Origin of the sequence: Burkholderia sp. Leaf177, assembly GCF_001424345.1 — a bacterium.
In the GTDB taxonomy this organism is placed as follows: domain Bacteria; phylum Pseudomonadota; class Gammaproteobacteria; order Burkholderiales; family Burkholderiaceae; genus Caballeronia.
In genome coordinates, this window is sequence record NZ_LMPF01000024.1 from 53454 (window position 1) to 71697 (window position 18244).

Genomic DNA, 18244 nt, shown 5'->3' on the forward strand with positions numbered 1-18244 from the left:
ATTACATACGACGTCAGATAACTTGAACGCAGATTATCACGATGCTTGAGGATTTTTAACGGTGTAAACCCAAACCTTCCCGGAACACAACAAGCGAAAAAAAACGCCCGACGAACCTCATCGGGCGTTTCCAAGCAAACCACCAAAAAGCGTCTTAATGCACGACGCGATCGAACACCAGCTCGCCGTCGCGGACATCGACAGGAATCACATCCTTCGGGCCGAACTTGCCGGCGAGTATCAGCTTCGCGACCGGGTTCTCGATCTGCTGCTGGATCGCGCGCTTCAACGGCCGCGCGCCGAACACCGGGTCGTAACCCACCTTGCCGATCAACTCGAGCGCCGCGTCCGATACATCCAGCTGCATCTCCAGCTTCGCGAGCCGTTCATGCAAGCGCTGCAACTGGATCTTCGCGATCGACTGAATGTTGCTGCGGTCGAGCGAATGGAACACCACAACGTCATCGATACGATTCAAGAACTCCGGCCGGAAGTGCAGCTTGACCTCTTCCCAGACAGCGTCCTTCACGGCTTCGTGCGGCTCGCCGACCATCGATTGAATCACATGCGAGCCAAGATTCGATGTCATCACGATCACCGTATTCTTGAAGTCCACGGTGCGCCCTTGTCCGTCGGTCATGCGGCCGTCGTCGAGCACTTGCAGTAATACGTTGAACACGTCCGGATGCGCTTTTTCGATTTCATCGAGCAGGATCACGCTGTACGGCTTCCGACGCACGAGCTCGGTCAGATAACCGCCCTCTTCATAACCCACGTATCCCGGCGGCGCGCCGATCAAACGCGCGACGCTGTGCTTCTCCATGAACTCGCTCATGTCGATACGGATCAGATGGTCCTCCGAATCGAACAGGAACGCGGCGAGCGCCTTGCACAACTCGGTCTTGCCCACGCCCGTTGGCCCGAGGAACAGGAATGAACCATACGGACGATTCGGATCGGACAGGCCAGCGCGCGAACGGCGGATTGCATCGGAGACAGCGCCAATTGCTTCATCCTGCCCAATCACGCGTTCATGCAACTTGGACTCGATCTGCAAAAGCTTGTCGCGCTCGCCCTGCATCATGCGCGATACCGGAATGCCGGTCGAGCGCGACACGACTTCCGCAATCTCCTCGGCGCCCACTTGCGTGCGCAGCAAACGCGGCCGCGTCGGATTGGTCTGCTCGGCGGTTTCGGCTTGCGTCACCTGCTTCAACTGCGCCTCGAGCCCGGGCAACTTGCCGTACTGCAACTCGGCCACTTTTTCGAGCTTGCCTTCGCGTTGCAACCGCACGATATCCGCGCGCACCTTCTCGATCTCTTCCTTGAGCGTCGCGCTGCCCTGAACAGCAGCTTTTTCCGCCATCCAGATTTCCTCGAGATCGGAATATTCGCGATCGAGCCGCTCGATTTCTTCCTCGATCAATTGCAGGCGCTTTTGCGATGCTTCGTCCTTCTCCTTCTTGACCGCTTCACGCTCGATCTTCAACTGGATCAAACGACGATCGAGCCGGTCCATTTCTTCGGGCTTCGAATCGATTTCCATCTTGATGCGCGACGCGGCTTCATCGATCAGATCGATGGCCTTGTCCGGCAGGAAGCGGTCCGTGATATAGCGATGCGACAATTCCGCCGCCGCGACGATCGCCGGATCGGTGATCTCGACGCCGTGATGCAGCTCGTACTTTTCCTGCAAGCCGCGCAGAATCGCGATGGTCGCTTCCACCGACGGTTCATCCACGAGCACCTTTTGGAAACGGCGTTCGAGCGCGGCGTCCTTCTCGATGTACTTGCGGTATTCGTCCAGCGTGGTCGCACCGATGCAATGCAGCTCGCCGCGCGAGAGCGCCGGCTTCAGCATGTTGCCCGCGTCCATGGCGCCTTCGGCCTTGCCGGCGCCGACCATCGTATGGATTTCATCGATGAAAACGATGGTCTGCCCTTCGTCCTTCGCGATGTCGCTGAGCACGGCCTTGAGCCGCTCCTCGAATTCCCCGCGATACTTCGCGCCGGCCAGCAACGCGGCCATATCGAGCGAAAGCACGCGCTTGCTCTTGAGCGATTCCGGCACTTCGCCGTTCACGATCCGCTGCGCAAGACCTTCCACGATGGCGGTCTTGCCCACGCCTGGTTCGCCGATCAATACCGGATTGTTTTTCGTCCGGCGTTGCAGGATCTGGATGGAACGGCGGATTTCGTCGTCGCGTCCAATCACCGGATCGAGCTTCCCGGCGCGAGCGCGCTCGGTCAGGTCGACGGTGTATTTCTTCAGCGCGCCACGCTGGCTTTCGGCGTCCTGGCTATGAACCTGGCCACCGCCGCGCACGGTGTTGATCGCGGCTTCGAGCGCCTTGCGCGTCAGGCCGTGCTGCTTGGCGAGACGGCCGGCATCGCCTTTATCGTCGGCGACTGCGAGCAGGAACATTTCGCTCGCGATGAACGTGTCGTTGAGCTTTTGCGCTTCCTTGTCCGCGCTGTTCAACAGTCCGGCGAGCTCGCGGCTGACCTGGACGTTGCCGTCCGTGCCCTGCACTTGCGGCAAACGGGCCATCGCGTCTTTCAACGCGGTTTCGAGCGCCTGAACCTGCACGCCGGCCTGCGAGAGCAGCGAGCGCGCGGAACCGTCCTGTTGTGCAATCAGCGCAGCAAGCAGATGAACCGGTTCGATGTATTGATTGTCATTGCCGACGGCGAGACTTTGCGCGTCGGCTAGTGCTTCCTGAAACTTCGTAGTGAGCTTGTCGATTCTCATAGTGCGACCTCCAAATCGGGATGCATTCAAAATGAGGCGCGATCCGGCACTTTCAAGCGCTTCGGTGCCCGAAAACGACAATTTTCTGGATAAATCGTCAAATCGGGCACGTGACGGCGTTTGGCGGAATTGAAGCTCGGGAGGACGGATTAACGGCGCATCGGCGCGCGCCGGAATTGGATCAAACCTGACTTCGACCTGCGTTCTGGCCAGATCCGCTTGCGTCCGTTTTTATGGACGGCATGAACCGCACGATGCCGAGCAAACCGGCCAGTTCATCCGCCGGCGACGCCAGATCGCCTATGGTATGCCGATCGAGCTCGGCAAGAAAAGCATCGCGCGCGGCCGCAAACACGCCTTTCAGCTGGCAATGCGACTGAATCACACAATGCCGATGCGCTTCGTTGTCCCCGGCGAAGCAACCGACGATGGAGAAGTCGTTCTCCGTCTTGCGCACCACTTCGCCAATGGTCAGAAGCGGCGTTCGAGGGTCGAGCCTCAGGCCGCCGTTACGGCCCCGAAGCGTCTCCACCCAGCCCAGTTCGCCGAGGCGTTGCACCACTTTCATCAAGTGGTTCTTGGAGATCCCGTAGGCCTCCGAGATTTCCTGAATCGTCGCCAGTCCTTCAGGCCGAACGGCGAGATACAGCATGACGCGCAGGGAATAATCGGTGTAATCGGTTAGTCGCATTAGGGTAGTCGCGTAGGGCCGCGTGTTCGGTCGCGTTGTTCAGTCGCACTTTGATTGCATTGGATGGCGCATCAGCGCGATAAACGACGCGTTGGCAGCGCTGGTGTTTTGTCGATCGCGCGCCAGTTCTGGTCGGGCACGCACGCGCGACGCCCCCGTGGCGCAGCGGTGCAAGGCGGATTGAAGTGCCGGAGCCGGCATGCGTGTGTCCGGACTCGACGTGTGCTTCATCTGTTGCCGCGGCAACCCGTCGCTCTTGACAACGGCGGTTTCAGGCCTGGACGTCGACTATCATGGGACGCGCACAGGCGAGAAAAAGGTGAAATTGCATTTCACGGCATGGCCGCTATTCTGCGACATATTTTCAGTTAATTCACTTTTCTTCGAAATCGTCTTGTTATCAGGCCAGGCGCGCGGATAAAGGGCCGGTTCGGAAACGCCTTTAAAATCCGCCGTATTCATTGCAGCAAAAGCATTCAATCCATGATCGATTCCACGACACAATCCGACCCGACGAGCCGCATTTCGCAGCCGAACGAAGAGAATATCCGCGAATTCGTCGAGGTGTTCTACGCACGCGTCGATGAAGATCCGCTGCTCGGTCCGATCTTTTCACGCGAGCTGACAGGACGCTGGGACGCGCATTTCGCGAAGATGACGACTTTCTGGTCGAGCCTCGTGCTCGGGACGAAGGACTATCGGGGCAATGTTCAGGAGGCGCATCGGCCGCTCGGTGATATTGAGCCGCAGCATTTTGCGCGCTGGCTCACGCTGTTCCTCGATACCGTCGAATCCCGCTACGAACCGGCCGCTGCCGTCCAGTTCATGGAACCGGCGCTGCGCATTGCGCAAAGCCTGCAGTTGAGCAAGTTTGGCTGGGATTATCGGATTCCCGAAGCGCAGGCCGCGCTGCTGGATTCGCTCAAGCGCCTGCGCAGAGGCGAGCGCGAGCCATCAGCCGATCTCCCCGACAGGAGCGGCGCAACGCCGTTTCCGGTGGATGTGGCAGGCGTGGATAGCAGCAAGTCCTGAGAGAGCGGACTTTTTCGCCACATTTAATGTGACTCGATGCCCCATCGAGCGCGCGCGGCATCGTCCGACTCGCGGGCATCGACCCATTTCTCGCCGCGTTCTGTCTTCTCTTTCTTCCAGAACGGCGCCTGCGTTTTAAGGTAATCCATCACGAACGCGCACGATTCAAACGCTTCCGCGCGATGCACGGCGGTCGTCGCCACCAACACGATCTGATCGAGCGGTAACAATTTTCCCACCCGATGCACAATCAGCACGTCCGAACCCGGCCAGCGCTCACGCGCCTGCGCGGCTATCGCTTCCAGCGCCTTTTCGGTCATGCCGGGGTAATGTTCCAGCTCCATCGTCTGGACGGTCTGGCCTTCGTTCAGATCCCGGACCGTGCCAATAAAACATGCCACCGCGCCGACCTTGGGGTTATCGGCACGTAGCGCGGCGACTTCGGCGCTGATGTCGAAATCAGCTTCCTGCACGCGGATTCGGGTCATCTCAGCCGCCCGTGACCGGAGGAAAGAACGCGACTTCGCAGCCGTCCGTAATGCGCCGCGACGGGTCTGTCATCTCGTGATTACACGCCATGCGCAACGACCGTCCTTCGGCAAGCGTTTCAGCCCACACGCCGCCACGCGCGCGCAGCCAGGCGCGAACATCGCCAACGTTGGCCACGCCGTCCGGCACGTCCACGCTTTCATTCGCCACTCCGAGCGCCTCGCGCACGCTCGCAAAAAAACGCAACTCGACTTTCATGATTACCTTCAACGCATCAGTTCTGAAAACGGAATAAAACGTACGATTTCGCCGGCCTGAATGGCGTGATCCGGAGGGTTATCGATCAATCCATCGCCCCATACCGTCGATGTCAGCACGGCCGAGCTTTGATTTGCGAACACGTCGAGTCCACCGGCGTTATTCACGCGCGCTCGCAGGAATTCGTTGCGGCGATCGCCCTTTTTCTGCGTGAAATCCGCCCGCATGGAATACACGCGCGGTTCGGTCGACGCAACGCCGGCAAGGCGCAGAACAAACGGCCGGACGAACAGCAGGAATGTGCAGAAACTCGATACCGGATTTCCCGGCAAGCCGATAAAAAACGCCTCATCGGTTTGCTGGGACGTGTCACGCCGGACCGCGCCGAACGCGAGCGGTTTGCCGGGTTTCATCGCTATTTGCCACATGGCGATGCGACCTTCGGCTTCCACGGCGGGTTTCACGTGATCTTCCTCTCCCACCGATACCCCGCCGCACGTGAGGATCAGGTCGTGATCGCGCGCCGCGCGGCGCAGCGTTTCGCGCGTCGCGTCCAGCCGGTCCGGCACGATGCCGAAGTCCGTCACCTCGCAGCCGATTGCGGCGAGCAACGCACGCAAGGTGTATCGGTTCGAGTTGTAGATTGCGCCCGGGCGCAGCGGCTCGCCCGGCGTGGTGAGTTCGTCGCCGGTGAAAAAGACGGCAACGCGCACCCGGCGTACAACGTCCAGCGCAGCGCATCCCACCGATGCCGCCAGCCCCAACGCCTGCGGCGTCAGCCGCGTCCCGGCGGCCAGGATCACGGAACCGCTACGAATATCGGCACCTTGCTGGGTGATCCACTCGCCTTCCGATGGCGCCTGCGTGAAGGTCGCGCCGGAATCGTCTGCCCGAACCATTTCCTGCATCACGATGGCGTCCGCGCCCGGCGGCACCGTCGCACCCGTGAAAATTCGCGCAGCCGTTCCGGCGGCCAGCGGTTCGGCCGCGGCGCCGGCGGGAATTCGCTGCGAAACGGGCAGCGTCACGCCGCTCGCCTCCGAAGCTCGAACCAGGTCGGCCGCCCGCACGGCGTAACCGTCCATGGAACTCGTGCGCATGGGCGGCACGTCCAGCGGAGACACGACGTCGGCGGCGAGCACGCGGCCGAGCGCGTTAAATCCGTCGACGCTTTCCGTGCCGTCCACTCGTTGGGCGGCCGCGAGCAAGGTGGCGAGTGCGTCGGCGGTGGACAACATCGGCGGGCGTGAAGCGGCGGGCGTGGTGGACATCGGCGAATAAGGTTAGTGACCGTGAAAATGAGCGGCGAGAAAAAAGCGCCGCGTCCGGAAGAGATATTGTAGCTAGATGCAGGCTAGCAAGAAGCGCGCGTCCACTTTCGTCCGATCCGGGCCCATCGGCCATCTGCGCCGGATTCGAGTCTTTGTCCGCATCCGCGCGTCCCGGCCTCGGTGATACACTCGCACGACACTTTCAGACTTTTCCCCTATGAAATTTTGCTCCGTCTGCGGCCACGAAGTCAGCCTGCTCGTCCCTCCCGGCGACAACCGCGAACGTTTCGTTTGCGGCAACTGCGGCACGGTGCATTATCAGAATCCGCGCAACGTAGTCGGGACCGTGCCGGTCTGGGACGACAAGGTCTTGCTGTGCCGTCGCGCGATCGAACCGCGCTACGGCTACTGGACGCTGCCCGCAGGTTTCATGGAGATGAACGAGACCACCAGCGAAGGCGCCTCGCGCGAGACGCTCGAGGAAGCCGGCGCGCGCGTCGAGATCCAGAGTCTGTTCACGCTGCTGAACGTGCCGCACGTGCATCAGGTGCATCTGTTTTATCTGGCGCGTTTGCTCGACCTCGACATAGATGCAGGCGAGGAAAGTCTCGAAGTCAAGCTTTTCGATGAAAGCGAGATTCCCTGGGACGAGATCGCGTTCCCGACCGTCGGCCAGACGCTGCGCTTTTTCTTTGCCGATCGCGCCGCCGGCACTTATTCGCTGCACACCGGCGACATCTTCCGCTCACTGCGCGAAGGCTGAGCGCCGCCCCGCATCATGGTTCCATGGCTCGCATCCGACGATCCGTTCCCTCCCGTCGAGCGCGCGCTCGGCGAGGCGAGCGGCGCGCCCGGTTTGCTCGCGGCCAGCGCCGAATTGCAAAGCACACGCCTGGTGGATGCGTATCAGCACGGCATTTTCCCTTGGTATTCCGATGGCCAGCCGGTTCTCTGGTGGAGTCCGGACCCGCGCATGGTCCTGATTCCAAAAGAATTCAAAGTCTCCGATTCGCTGCGCAAAACGCTTCGGCGCGTATTGCGGGATGCCGCGTGGGAAATCCGCGTCGACCACGATTTTGCCGGCGTGATGCGCGCATGCGCCCAGACGCCGCGCGAAGGCCAGCGCGGCACGTGGATCACGGCGGATATCGTGGAGGCGTATTCGTCGTTGCATCGCGAAGGCCGCGCGCACAGTATTGAAACCTGGTTCGAGGGCACGCGTGTCGGCGGCCTTTATGGCGTTTCGTTCGGGCGAATGTTTTTCGGCGAATCCATGTTCGCGCATCGCACCGATGCCTCCAAAATCGCGCTCGCGGCGCTCGTCGGACACTTGCGCCACCATAAAATAGAGATGATAGACTGCCAGCAGAATACGTCGCATCTGGCGTCGCTGGGCGGCCGTGAGATCACGCGGAAGACTTTTTTGAGACATCTGCGCGACGCCGTGTTCGAGCCGCCGATACCCTGGCAGTTCGACAAGTCCGTGCTCGTGGCGCTGTCCGGCGTGCGAGCGGAGAGCTGAGATGGACGATCATCGGTCAAGATGCGTCAGAAGCATTTTTACCCGGCAACACCGCGAGAGAACCGCAGCTTGTCCGACCCTTGATACAACGGGCCTGCAAGCGGGACAGACAGACGCTTAGAACGAGAGCTGCCAACGTGACTCACCCCAATGAGCTGCCGCTTTCACCGCTTTCGGCGTTGCAATTCTATGCAACGGCGCCGTATCCCTGCAGCTATCTCGATGGGCGCATCGCGCGCTCGCAGGTTGCAACGCCCAGTCACCTGATCAATTCCGACGTCTATACCGAACTCGTCAAGGCCGGTTTCCGGCGCTCGGGCGTATTCACCTACCGGCCTTATTGCGATGGCTGCCGTGCGTGTGTTCCGGTGCGCCTGCCTATCGATGGATTCAAACCCAACCGCACCCAGCGGCGCGTCTGGAAACAGCACGGCGATCTGGTGGCGAGCGTGGCGCCGCTTCACTACGACGAAGAACATTACGCGCTCTACATGCGCTACCAGTCGGCGCGGCACGCGGGCGGCGGCATGGATCGCGACAGCCGCGATCAATACGAGCAATTCCTGCTGCAAAGCCGGATCAACTCGCGCCTGGTGGAGTTTCGCGAGCCGGTGATAGCGTCTGCAGACTCGGGCACGGAGAGCGGTGACGGCAAATCGAACACCGATCCCCCCGCGAAAGGCGTGCTGCGCATGATCAGCATGATCGACATTCTGGGCGATGGCTTGTCGTCGGTGTATACGTTCTTCGAGCCGGACATGCCGCACACGAGCTTCGGCACGTACAACATCCTGTGGCAAATCGAGCAGGCGCGCAGCCTCGACCTGCCCTATGTGTATCTCGGCTACTGGATTCGCGAAAGCGAAAAAATGGCGTACAAGGCGAATTTCCGGCCGCTCGAAGGTTTGATCGACGGCCGCTGGGACTTGCTTGATCCCGTCACGATGCACTCCGCCGGAACGCCGCCGATGCCCGGCAAGATGGCCGCGGACAAACCGCGCCGCTGAAGCCAAGGTTTTGCAAGAACGAATCCAGCGCATTTTTCCGTCAAATTGAACGTTTCGACACAGCTTTGCAGCCGCCGCCACCAAAGCCGTTAAAATGGCGCGTCTCAATTTTCGCCGTTCCGGCCTCTCCTCGTGTTCAGTTCCCTCTACCCGCTTGCCCGCGCGCAACTTTTTCGCATGGATGCGGAAGATGCGCACCATCTGACGCTGCGCATGCTCGGCGCCGCCGGCCGCACAGGCGTTGCCGGCATGCTTGCCGAACGTGCGCCCGATTCTCCGCGCACCGTCATGGGCCTGAATTTTCGCAATCCGGTCGGGCTGGCGGCGGGACTGGACAAGGACGGCGCTTGCATCGACGGGCTGGCGTCGCTGGGGTTTGGATTTATCGAGGTGGGGACGGTCACGCCGCGCGCGCAGCCCGGCAATCCGCGCCCGCGCATGTTCCGGCTGCCTGACGCGCAGGCGCTCATCAACCGGCTCGGCTTCAATAATCGCGGCGTCGATCAGTTCGTCCAGAACGTGCAGGCCGCGCGGTATCGCGGAATCCTGGGGCTGAACATCGGCAAGAATGCGGATACCCCCATAGAACGCGCTGCCGAAGACTATTTGTATTGCCTCGAGCGCGTGTATCCGTTCGCGAGCTACGTCACCATCAATATCTCGTCGCCGAATACGAAGAACCTGCGCCAGTTGCAGGGCGCGGGCGAGCTCGACGCGCTGCTCGGCGCGCTGAAAGACAAGCAGCAACGTCTCTCCGACATGCACGGCAAACTCGTGCCGCTTGCGCTCAAGATCGCGCCCGATCTCGACGACGAGCAGATCAAGGAGATCGCCGCGACCTTGCTGCGCCATCGGATTGATGGCGTGATCGCCACCAACACCACGTTGTCGCGCACGGCTGTGGCCGGCATGAAACACGGCGATGAAACCGGCGGCCTGTCCGGCAAGCCGGTGTTCGAGGCGTCGAACGCGGTGATACGCAAGTTGCGCGCGGAATTGGGCGACGCGGTGCCGATCATCGGCGTGGGCGGCATCCTGTCCGGCGAAGATGCACGCGAAAAGCTCGCGGCGGGGGCATCGCTCGTGCAGATCTACACCGGCCTGATTTATCGCGGGCCGGCGCTCGTGACCGAATGCGTTGAAGCGCTCTCGCGCCAGCCGGCCGCCGTTTAGCGAGCGACGTGTCACTACCCGTTCTCATAACCACATGAGGAATCGATCTGAAGCAGCGAGGGCGATTTCGCTATCATCGCGGCACTTCAGACTATCGATTAAACCTGGACCCAAGGCAAACAAGACATGAAACTGAACCTCTTCAAGAAAGTACTCGTGGCAGGACTGATTGGCGCGTCGCTATCGGCGGTTGCCCACGCGGAAGACTTGCTCGATTCGGTCAAGCAGCGCGGCACGCTGCGCATTGGCCTGGAAGGCACTTTTCCTCCGTTCAACTCGAAGTCGCCGCAAGGTGAGCTGGTTGGTTTCGATGTAGATATCGCCAAGGCTGTCGCCGCAAAGCTCGGCGTCAAGCCCGAGTTCGTCACGACGGAATGGAGCGGCATTATTGCCGGTCTGCAGGCAGGCAAGTTCGACGTGATCGTGAACCAGGTCGGCATCACCGACGCTCGCAAGCAGACGCTCGATTTCTCGCCGGCGTACACGTATTCGAACGCCCAGCTGATCCAGCGCAAGGACGATACGCGTGAGTTCAAGACGCTCGACGACCTCAAGGGCAAGAAGCTCGGCGTGGGTCTGGGCACGAACTACATGGACATGGCAAAAGCGGTTCAGGGTATCGACGTAAAGACGTATCCGGGCGCGCCTGAATATTTGCGCGACCTGGCATCGAACCGTCTGGACGCCGCGCTGAACGACCGCTTGATGCTCGCGTATCTGATGAAAAACTCGCAGTTGCCGCTGCGCACTGGCGCGAACGTCGGCCCGGGCAACCCGTCGGGCATTCCGTTCAAGAAGGGCAATCCGAAGTTCCAGAAAGCGATCGACGACGCAATGACACAGCTCGAAGCCGATGGCACCTTCACGAAGATCTCCGACAAGTGGTTCGGTATCGACGTGACAAAGCCGGCAGTGAAGTAAAACCCGGACGCTCCGCGTTCGGCCAGGGGCGGCATCTTCGCGATGCCGCCCTTGGCTTTTGAAGCCTGCATCGACCGTCAAGAATCCAAAGCAAACCTCATGTCCACGACATCCCTGCTCGTTCAATCGATACCGGCCCTGGCGCAAGGCGCCGTGCTGACGATCAAGTTCGCGGCCTACTCCATGTTCTTCGGCCTGATCGCGGCCGTCGTGCTCGCGGTCATGGGAATCAGCCGCAGCAAGACGCTGGTGGGTATCGGGCGCGCTTACGTGAGCGTGATGCGGGGAACGCCGCTGCTTGTCCAGATCTTCGTGATTTATTACGGGCTGCCGAGCATCGGGATTTCGCTCGATCCGACGCCTGCGGGGGTGATCGCGTTGTCGGCGAATGCGGCTGCGTATCTGTCGGAAAGCATGCGCGGCGCGATTCTCGGCATCCAGAGCGGACAATGGCTTGCGGCGTACAGCCTCGGGCTTTCGAGAACGCAGACGCTTCGATATGTAATCGGTCCGCAGGCGCTCCGCATTGCCGTGCCAAGCCTTTCCAACAGCCTGATCAGCCTGATCAAGGACACGTCGCTGGTGTCCGTGATCACCGTGACCGAGTTGCTCCGCAGCGCGCAGGAAGTGATTGCCGCCACGTATCAGCCGCTGCCGTTATATCTCGCTGCCGCCGTGGTTTATTGGGTGCTTTGCAGCGTGCTGGAATTCGTGCAGCGGCGGCTCGAGCGGAGATTGGCACTGCCGGCGAGGCACTGAAAGCGTTGGCGCCTAGCCGTCGAGCCGCGCGCCGAATCTTCCAAGACGCGGAAAGTAATGCCGTTCAGGGTCCAGCGAATACGCGACCCTGCGCGCCCTTCCCATCAGTTCATCGCGCGGGAAAAAACCGAAATAGCGCGAATCCGCGCTGTCGTCCCGGTTGTCTCCGAGCATCAGATATTCTCCCTTCGGCACGGTCACCGGCCCGAACGAGCGCCGTGGACTCGGCGCCAGCACCGACAACCGCACGACATGCGAAACGTGTCCGAGCTTTTCATCCAGATACTCGCCGGGCGACGATGAATCACCCGCCACGCCGGCAATATCGACAGGCTGATACGCGGCGCGCTTGCCATCGATATAAAGCACGTTGTCACGCATTGCGACTACATCGCCGGGAAGTCCGATCAACCGCTTAACGATCAACTCTTTCGCTGCCGATGAATCCACCGTCACAATATCGCCGCGCTGCGGATCATGCAGATGCAGGATTGCGATGTGCGTAAATGGTACGCGCAGGTCGTACGCCATCTTGTCCACGACAATGCGATCGCCCTCGCGAATGGTCGGCAACATGGAACCGCTCGGCACCACGTTCCAGTCCGCAATCGCACTTCGAAACAGCGCCATCAGGACCAGAAACGCCACCAGTTTGCGATTGTCGCGCCAGAATCGGGATAAAAATCGCATGGTAAAAATGCCCGGCATGTGAAGACGTCGCAGAGTATCGCGAAAATCTGAAATGAAGCTTAAATAAGGTATCGCGCGGCGCGATGCTCCGTCATTCGGTTTCGAACGGGAACCGAACGCCGAGGTCGCGGCGGGCGGCGTCGGTGATGGAGATCATTTGCATCGAGATTGCGTGCCGCATGATGGGACTTTCAATTTCCCCGGCGCGCAACAGCTCGCAAAAGTGCGCGGTCTCGTAGTTCAGGCCGCCGCCTTCGAAGGGTGCGTCGAGTTCGACGACACGGCCATCGACATAACGGATGGTCGCACGCGCCGGGTTCCACCAGTTCTCGTGGAGGGTGACCGTGCCGCCGGTTGCAGCGAGCAATGCGTCGCCCTTGCCCTGAAGATCCATGCCGCAAAATATCTGCGCGACGCCGCGCTCGTGCCGCACATTCAGGCTTGCAAAACTGTCGACGCCGCTTTGTGCAAGCCGCCCGAAAGTCTGCACTTCGAGCGGTTCGCCGAGCCAGTCGACTGCGAGGAAGGCTTCGTAAATGCCGATATCGAGCAATGCGCCGCCGCCCATTTCCATGGAATAGGAAGGATGGTCGGGCGGCACATTCGCGATCGAACAACCGGCGCGTACAAGTCCAATTTCGCCGATGGGATCCGCCGCCAGATGCTCGCGCAACTGCGTATAAAGCGGGTAGAACGGCGGTTTCATGGCTTCCATGAAGAGGCGTTTCGAGGAGCGCGCGGTATCGATCATCTGCTGCAACGCGCGTGCGTTAACGGCCGCGGGTTTCTCGCAAAGCACCGCGCGTCCCGCCTTGAAAGCACGCAACGCGTATTCGGGATGGCTGTTCTGCATGGTCGCGATGTACAGCGCGTCGATGTTGCCGAGCATTGCGTCGAAGCTTTCGAATGCCTGTGTCCGATACTTTTCGGCGAAAGCGCGCGTGGGTTCCGGGCGGCGCGACCAGACGCCCGCGAGCTGCGTTCCCGGTACGAAAGCCAGCCCTTCGGCGAACCGGTGCGCAATCCGCCCCGCACCGACGATACCCCAGCGAATCGTGCTCTCTTCGTTCATCTGCTGCGCTCCCTGATTTGATGGCAATGGCTTATGACGCACATTGTCCACTAAGGGAGTGATCGCCGGGAAGCGGGAAACTGAAGTGGGATTTTGAAGTGGAAACTGAGGAGAACCGGAGGTGCAACGTTTGCGCAGTGAGGAACCGCGCGTGTGGCGCCTGAAGCGCCCGGCCACGAAGAACGTGACCAGAATCTCCCGGAACCATCCCGGGATCAAACCAGGCGCTTACTGAATATCAGGCGCCGGCTGACTGCGATTCATCGACTGGCGGGAACGAGCTGTCCTCGCGACGTTCGAGCGAAAACGCACGACCGACTTCTTCAGCCGTGACATCGATCAAACGGCTCATCGCACGTTCGGCCGCGGCGGCATCGCGTGCACCGATGGCTTCCACGACTTCGCGTTGCGCGCCGAGCGTCGCTTCACGCATGGTCGCAATGCCTTGCACGATCGGGTACACGGTCACCAGCGCTCCACGCACGATAGCCGTCATCTGCTGGAAGAACTGGTTGCCGCTCGCCGCGACAATGCGCGTGTGAAGCGCGACATCGGCGGCCTGGAACTCCGGCTCGCCTGTTTCGAGCGACGACAACGCATCGAACGCTTCGCGAATCCCGGCAAGCTCGTCGGGCGTCGCGCGAGCCGCAGCCAACGCAGCCGCACGCGGCTCGATCAGCATCCGGAACTCGATCACGTCGCGCAAGAACGCCTGGTCGGGCGTGGCCCTGAAGCGCCAGCTCACCACGTCTTCGTCGATCAGCCGCCAGTCGCTCATCGGCCGGATCCGCGTGCCTGTCTTCGGGCGCACGTCCAGCATGTGCCGCGCGAGGAGCATGGAGAGCGCCTCTCGCATCACGGTCCGACTTACGTCGAACTCCTTCGATAAAACATCCTGCGGCGGCAGGATCGCGCCGTACTTCTGTTCGACAATGCCCGAGACAAGCCCGTCCATCACCTTAGCCACCAGCGACCGCTCTTTATTTTCGTCCATCACCCCTCTCCCCTTGCGCCCCACATTGTGTCCCTGCGTATCCGGAAAGCTTCCCCAAGCTCCCGGAACCGCACGCTTGGGTCATGACCGGTAGACCGGCCAGCCGCACGTGCTCGATAAATTGCGTGTTCAATACCGCGAACGCCAGTCGGAATGTCCCTCTCAAGGGTTATCCCTTTGCTGATGCGTTCGCGGCGCTGCGTTCGCAACCGCTGTATTAAGTACTTCGTGTTCCGCTGTTGCCTTTGCTCGTGCTTCTTTGCAATTTGCTGCCCGGGTCATGCATCCGTCTTGCGTTTCTTCTTGTCCGCGACGCGTCCGTACTGATCGTCGAAACGAACGATGTCGTCTTCGCCCAAATAAGTACCCGATTGCACTTCGATCATTTCCAGCGGTGTCTTGCCGGGATTTTCCAGCCGATGCGTCGTGCCAAGCGGAATGTAAGTCGACTGGTTTTCCGTCACGAGGAACGTCTCTTCGCCTCGTGTAACAAGTGCCGTGCCGCATACGACGATCCAGTGCTCCGCGCGGTGATGATGCATCTGCAGCGAGAGCCGCTCACCCGGTTGCACCACAATCCGCTTCACCTGGAAACGCTCGCCCTGATCGATTGAATCGTAGAAGCCCCACGGACGCTGCACCTTGCGATGGTCATGCGCCTCGGCGCCTTTCGCGGCTTTCAGCCGGCCAACCATCGCTTTCACTTCCTGCACGCGATCCTTCGATGCCACCAGAATCGCATCGGCCGTTTCGACCACGACCACGCCGCTCACGCCCACGCATGCGACGAGCCGTCCGTCGGAATGCGCGAAGCTGTCTTCCGACCCTTCGAAGATCACGCGGCCGCGCGCAACGTTGCCGTCTTCATCTTTTTCCGACATGTCCCAGACTGCGTCCCAGGCGCCGACATCGGACCAGCCGGCTGCAAGCGGAACGACCACGCCCGTGAATCCCGGCTCGTGCGCAATGCGTTCCATCACGGCAAAATCGATGGAGTCCGAAGGACATGCTTCGAACGCGGCAACATCGAGTTGCGTGAAGCCATCCTGATGCAGCCCGCGTTCGAACGCCGCGATGCAAGCAGCGTGGATCGCGGGTTGAAAGTGCTCGATCGCTGCAAGCCACACGGACGCGCGGCACACGAAAATGCCGCTGTTCCAGAGATATTCGCCCGATGCAAGGTATTGCTCCGCAATCTCGCGCCGCGGCTTTTCGACAAAACGTTCGAGCGCGTAAGCTTCGACTGGGTTATTGCCGGAACCCTGGATCGCGGCGCCCGCCTTGATATATCCGTACCCTGTTTCGATCTTGTCCGGCACGATGCCAAGCGTCACGAGCGCGCCGCCTGCCGCATGTTCGATCGCGGTCGCGATGGTGCGCTGGAACGCGTCGAGATCGGCGACCGCGTGATCGGCGGGCATGGCGACAATGACGGGATCGACATCGGGAACGGCGGCAAGAGCCGCCCACGCAGCGAGCGTGAGCGCGGGCGCCGTGTTACGCGCACACGGTTCGAGCACGATGCGCGCGTGGCGGCCATTACGCTCGATCTGTTGTGCCGTGAGCAATTTGTGTTCCGATCCGCACACGACGATGAGTTCGCCGGAGGTATCGAACTGAATGGCGTGTTCGTCTCGCGCGGAAGTACCGAGACCGTCCAGACGACGAAGCGTGGCTTCGAGAAGCGACTCCGAACCCATGAGCTCGATCAGTTGCTTCGGAAACTGCTGTCTGGACAAGGGCCAGAGACGTGTACCTGAACCGCCTGCCAGAATGACAGGTTGCACGCGCACGCGGGCTGCACTTTCCAGGGCAGCGCTCGCAAGGGGATGACTGGACACGTCCACGGTGACTCCTGATGCGTTGAAGCGGATTGGGGGCTGAACGCGTCGAACAGGTGCGGACGCGCGGAACACACGCATCGATTGATGCGTCATTTAAACAGGCAAATCTTTTTAGTTCTGTGCGCGCGCGAACGCCCGCATGCTGTTACGTCATCGGCGTTTAACCAACCAGCCTTGCGATGTTTTCGATGCAAGACCCCATGACGTTGCCGCAGGTCGGATCACCCCGCGCTCGGCAGCAAGCGTTGCCGCAACCGCGCTACCACTTCGCGCAATTCGCTCGACTCGCAGTACGACCATCCGAGGTTGCCCACGACCAGCGCCACGCCGATAGCCGCCATGCTGCTCAGCGAATCCATGTAATCCGCGCACAGGGTTGCAGCGACGAGGAACAACAGATGCCCCGCCATGTTGCGCACGATGGGCTGCGGCTTGAGTTTCGAAAAGTAGAGGAACGCTGCATAGTCGAAGAAAGTTTTCGCGACTACGGCGACACCTGCGCCCAAAAGGCCATACCAGCGAATACCCAGCCACAGGACCAGCGCGAAAACCGGCAAGCCGATCCAGCCGACCCGCGCCACATGCGCCGGATTTGCCTTTGCCTGGATCAGTACGCTTATGATGCTCGACTGTCCTGCAAGCCACACGCCAATCACAAGCACCCGTCCGACAGGCGCCGACTGCACGGCCATTTCGTGACCGAGCCATACATTCAAAAATGGTGCCAGCGCAAACAGCGCCACGACCACGCAAGGCGTGAACGCGCAATTGAGAAACGCCAGCGCCTGATGCGAAAGTGCATCGGCGTGTTCGCTCCCCGAGGCGGAAAAGCGCGGAAACAACGTGCGCAACATGGCGCTCGGCAGCAGGTTCAGGCGCGTGACGAGATTCTGCGGCGTGGCGTAATACGCAACCGATTTAGCGCCCAGCATCGACCCGATCACCACACGGTCGAGCGTGGTTGCGATCATGTTGGCGCCTGAAAACAGCAGCAGCCATCGGCCATAGTTGAAGAGTTCGCGAATCAGCGGCCATTCGGGTTTCGATATGCCGGTAATGCCCAGCGCCCGGAATGTGCCGTAGCCGAGCAGCAGCGCTGCAAGAAACCGCGCGACCACCGCGGCCGGCACGACGACCGCCAGCGAAGGCGAGATCATGAACAAGGCGGCCAGCGGCAGAAGCTGGAACAGGAACGTGCCGATGGTCTGATTGGTGTTGTAAAGCGCGAACTTCTCCATGCCGCCAATAGCGCCGCTGAATACCCACGACACATTGGCAATGGGCACGGCAATCGCGATCCAGGGCAGCGCCTGCAACACTTCGCGCTGGAAAGCCGGCGCGATGGTCGCGATATGCACCACATAGAGGTAAGCGCCGAACCAGATCAACACCGCGCCCGCGAAACCCGTTGCCAGATTCAGGAAGAACGCGCTCCAGAAAATCCGCTGGATGCTGCCATCGTTTGCGTCGCGCGCCTTGGCAATGTGATTTTCGGTCGCCATCGAAATGCCGAGGTCGAGCACACTGAAGTAGCCGATCAACGCCCACACGAGGTTGATCACGCCATACCGTTCAATGCCCATGCCGTGGATATAGGCCGGCACCGTCGCAAGCGAGACGAACACGGGCAGGATGAGCCCGGCGAAGTTGATCGCGATGTTCTTGAGAAGATTTTTTTCCATTGAGCGACGGACCGATTTACAACGAAATCACACAGGATGAACCCGGGGACCGCGAGCAAGCTTGCGGTGATGCGCGCGCGAAACGCG

General features: G+C 60.7%; 18 protein-coding genes. 7 read left to right on the forward strand and 11 right to left on the reverse strand.

From position 1 onward, the window contains the following. Positions 1 to 154: 154 nt before the first annotated feature. From clpB to ASG35_RS31650, 3 genes are all read right to left on the reverse strand, one after another. Positions 155 to 2752 (reverse strand): ATP-dependent chaperone ClpB, encoded by a 2598-nt coding sequence (gene clpB, locus ASG35_RS24680; RefSeq protein ID WP_056364606.1) that lies wholly within the window; start codon positions 2750 to 2752, stop codon positions 155 to 157. A 181-nt stretch (positions 2753 to 2933) separates the two neighbouring features. Continuing rightward, complete coding sequence (locus ASG35_RS24685) at positions 2934 to 3443, reverse strand: Rrf2 family transcriptional regulator (RefSeq protein ID WP_056363977.1); 510 nt, start codon at positions 3441 to 3443, stop codon at positions 2934 to 2936. A 291-nt stretch (positions 3444 to 3734) separates the two neighbouring features. Continuing rightward, on the reverse strand, positions 3735 to 3923 hold the full coding sequence (locus ASG35_RS31650) for a hypothetical protein (RefSeq protein WP_156393347.1): 189 nt from the start codon (positions 3921 to 3923) through the stop codon (positions 3735 to 3737). Positions 3924 to 3926: 3 nt separating this feature from the next. On the opposite strand from ASG35_RS31650, the gene ASG35_RS24695 reads away from it, so the two are divergent. After that, the gene (locus ASG35_RS24695) at positions 3927 to 4475 is read left to right on the forward strand and encodes a group III truncated hemoglobin (RefSeq protein WP_056363981.1); all 549 of its coding nucleotides are present in this window, start codon (positions 3927 to 3929) and stop codon (positions 4473 to 4475) included. A 23-nt stretch (positions 4476 to 4498) separates the two neighbouring features. On the opposite strand, the gene moaE is transcribed toward ASG35_RS24695, so the two are convergent. Genes moaE through ASG35_RS24710 form a run of 3 tightly spaced genes read right to left on the reverse strand, consistent with a single transcriptional unit; the run spans position 4499 to position 6460 of the window. Continuing rightward, on the reverse strand, positions 4499 to 4963 hold the full coding sequence (gene moaE, locus ASG35_RS24700; RefSeq protein WP_056363982.1) for a molybdopterin synthase catalytic subunit MoaE: 465 nt from the start codon (positions 4961 to 4963) through the stop codon (positions 4499 to 4501). A gap of 1 nt (position 4964) precedes the next feature. After that, positions 4965 to 5222 carry a molybdopterin converting factor subunit 1 gene (gene moaD, locus ASG35_RS24705; RefSeq protein ID WP_056363984.1) on the reverse strand — a complete coding sequence of 86 codons (258 nt, stop codon included), beginning with the start codon at positions 5220 to 5222 and terminating at the stop codon, positions 4965 to 4967. Positions 5223 to 5230: 8 nt separating this feature from the next. Beyond that, complete coding sequence (locus tag ASG35_RS24710; protein ID WP_442854867.1) at positions 5231 to 6460, reverse strand: molybdopterin molybdotransferase MoeA; 1230 nt, start codon at positions 6458 to 6460, stop codon at positions 5231 to 5233. A gap of 250 nt (positions 6461 to 6710) precedes the next feature. On the opposite strand from ASG35_RS24710, the gene ASG35_RS24715 reads away from it, so the two are divergent. The 6 genes from ASG35_RS24715 (at position 6711) to ASG35_RS24740 (ending at position 11875) form a co-directional block, all read left to right on the forward strand. Beyond that, the gene (locus ASG35_RS24715; RefSeq protein ID WP_056363988.1) at positions 6711 to 7256 is read left to right on the forward strand and encodes an NUDIX hydrolase; all 546 of its coding nucleotides are present in this window, start codon (positions 6711 to 6713) and stop codon (positions 7254 to 7256) included. 15 nt (positions 7257 to 7271) lie between these two features. After that, complete coding sequence (gene aat, locus ASG35_RS24720; protein ID WP_056363990.1) at positions 7272 to 8015, forward strand: leucyl/phenylalanyl-tRNA--protein transferase; 744 nt, start codon at positions 7272 to 7274, stop codon at positions 8013 to 8015. A 137-nt stretch (positions 8016 to 8152) separates the two neighbouring features. Continuing rightward, complete coding sequence (locus tag ASG35_RS24725) at positions 8153 to 9022, forward strand: arginyltransferase (protein WP_056363991.1); 870 nt, start codon at positions 8153 to 8155, stop codon at positions 9020 to 9022. 132 nt (positions 9023 to 9154) lie between these two features. Next, on the forward strand, positions 9155 to 10195 hold the full coding sequence (locus tag ASG35_RS24730) for a quinone-dependent dihydroorotate dehydrogenase (RefSeq protein WP_056363992.1): 1041 nt from the start codon (positions 9155 to 9157) through the stop codon (positions 10193 to 10195). Positions 10196 to 10321: 126 nt separating this feature from the next. Continuing rightward, on the forward strand, positions 10322 to 11116 hold the full coding sequence (locus ASG35_RS24735) for a cystine ABC transporter substrate-binding protein (RefSeq protein WP_056363994.1): 795 nt from the start codon (positions 10322 to 10324) through the stop codon (positions 11114 to 11116). Between the two features lie 99 nt (positions 11117 to 11215). Continuing rightward, positions 11216 to 11875 carry an amino acid ABC transporter permease gene (locus tag ASG35_RS24740; RefSeq protein WP_056364608.1) on the forward strand — a complete coding sequence of 220 codons (660 nt, stop codon included), beginning with the start codon at positions 11216 to 11218 and terminating at the stop codon, positions 11873 to 11875. Between the two features lie 12 nt (positions 11876 to 11887). Here ASG35_RS24740 and lepB read toward each other — a convergent pair whose 3' ends face one another. The 5 genes from lepB to ASG35_RS24765 all read right to left on the reverse strand — a co-directional run bounded on the left by lepB (position 11888) and on the right by ASG35_RS24765 (position 18157). Then, positions 11888 to 12565, reverse strand: coding sequence for a signal peptidase I (gene lepB, locus ASG35_RS24745; protein ID WP_056364610.1), 678 nt, complete (start codon positions 12563 to 12565; stop codon positions 11888 to 11890). A 91-nt stretch (positions 12566 to 12656) separates the two neighbouring features. Further along, on the reverse strand, positions 12657 to 13637 hold the full coding sequence (locus ASG35_RS24750) for a Gfo/Idh/MocA family protein (RefSeq protein WP_056363996.1): 981 nt from the start codon (positions 13635 to 13637) through the stop codon (positions 12657 to 12659). Positions 13638 to 13875: 238 nt separating this feature from the next. Then, complete coding sequence (locus ASG35_RS24755) at positions 13876 to 14631, reverse strand: FadR/GntR family transcriptional regulator (RefSeq protein ID WP_056363998.1); 756 nt, start codon at positions 14629 to 14631, stop codon at positions 13876 to 13878. 278 nt (positions 14632 to 14909) lie between these two features. After that, positions 14910 to 16472 carry a mannose-1-phosphate guanylyltransferase/mannose-6-phosphate isomerase gene (locus tag ASG35_RS24760; protein WP_442854864.1) on the reverse strand — a complete coding sequence of 521 codons (1563 nt, stop codon included), beginning with the start codon at positions 16470 to 16472 and terminating at the stop codon, positions 14910 to 14912. Between the two features lie 224 nt (positions 16473 to 16696). Beyond that, positions 16697 to 18157 (reverse strand): flippase, encoded by a 1461-nt coding sequence (locus ASG35_RS24765; RefSeq protein ID WP_056364000.1) that lies wholly within the window; start codon positions 18155 to 18157, stop codon positions 16697 to 16699. Positions 18158 to 18244: the final 87 nt, after the last annotated feature.

Bases quoted from the DNA above. Each gene is read 5' to 3' on its own strand.
- ASG35_RS24685 (WP_056363977.1), bottom strand. From the start codon at position 3,443: ATGCGACTAACCGATTACACCGATTATTCCCTGCGCGTCATGCTGTAT.
- lepB (WP_056364610.1), bottom strand. From the start codon at position 12,565: ATGCGATTTTTATCCCGATTCTGGCGCGACAATCGCAAACTGGTGGCG.
- ASG35_RS24765 (WP_056364000.1), bottom strand. From the start codon at position 18,157: ATGGAAAAAAATCTTCTCAAGAACATCGCGATCAACTTCGCCGGGCTC.
- ASG35_RS24735 (WP_056363994.1), top strand. From the start codon at position 10,322: ATGAAACTGAACCTCTTCAAGAAAGTACTCGTGGCAGGACTGATTGGC.
- ASG35_RS24710 (WP_442854867.1), bottom strand. From the start codon at position 6,460: ATGTTGTCCACCGCCGACGCACTCGCCACCTTGCTCGCGGCCGCCCAA.
- ASG35_RS24750 (WP_056363996.1), bottom strand. From the start codon at position 13,637: ATGAACGAAGAGAGCACGATTCGCTGGGGTATCGTCGGTGCGGGGCGG.
- ASG35_RS24740 (WP_056364608.1), top strand. From the start codon at position 11,216: ATGTCCACGACATCCCTGCTCGTTCAATCGATACCGGCCCTGGCGCAA.
- moaD (WP_056363984.1), bottom strand. From the start codon at position 5,222: ATGAAAGTCGAGTTGCGTTTTTTTGCGAGCGTGCGCGAGGCGCTCGGA.
- ASG35_RS24715 (WP_056363988.1), top strand. From the start codon at position 6,711: ATGAAATTTTGCTCCGTCTGCGGCCACGAAGTCAGCCTGCTCGTCCCT.
- clpB (WP_056364606.1), bottom strand. From the start codon at position 2,752: ATGAGAATCGACAAGCTCACTACGAAGTTTCAGGAAGCACTAGCCGAC.
- moaE (WP_056363982.1), bottom strand. From the start codon at position 4,963: ATGACCCGAATCCGCGTGCAGGAAGCTGATTTCGACATCAGCGCCGAA.
- aat (WP_056363990.1), top strand. From the start codon at position 7,272: ATGGTTCCATGGCTCGCATCCGACGATCCGTTCCCTCCCGTCGAGCGC.
- ASG35_RS24695 (WP_056363981.1), top strand. From the start codon at position 3,927: ATGATCGATTCCACGACACAATCCGACCCGACGAGCCGCATTTCGCAG.
- ASG35_RS24755 (WP_056363998.1), bottom strand. From the start codon at position 14,631: ATGGACGAAAATAAAGAGCGGTCGCTGGTGGCTAAGGTGATGGACGGG.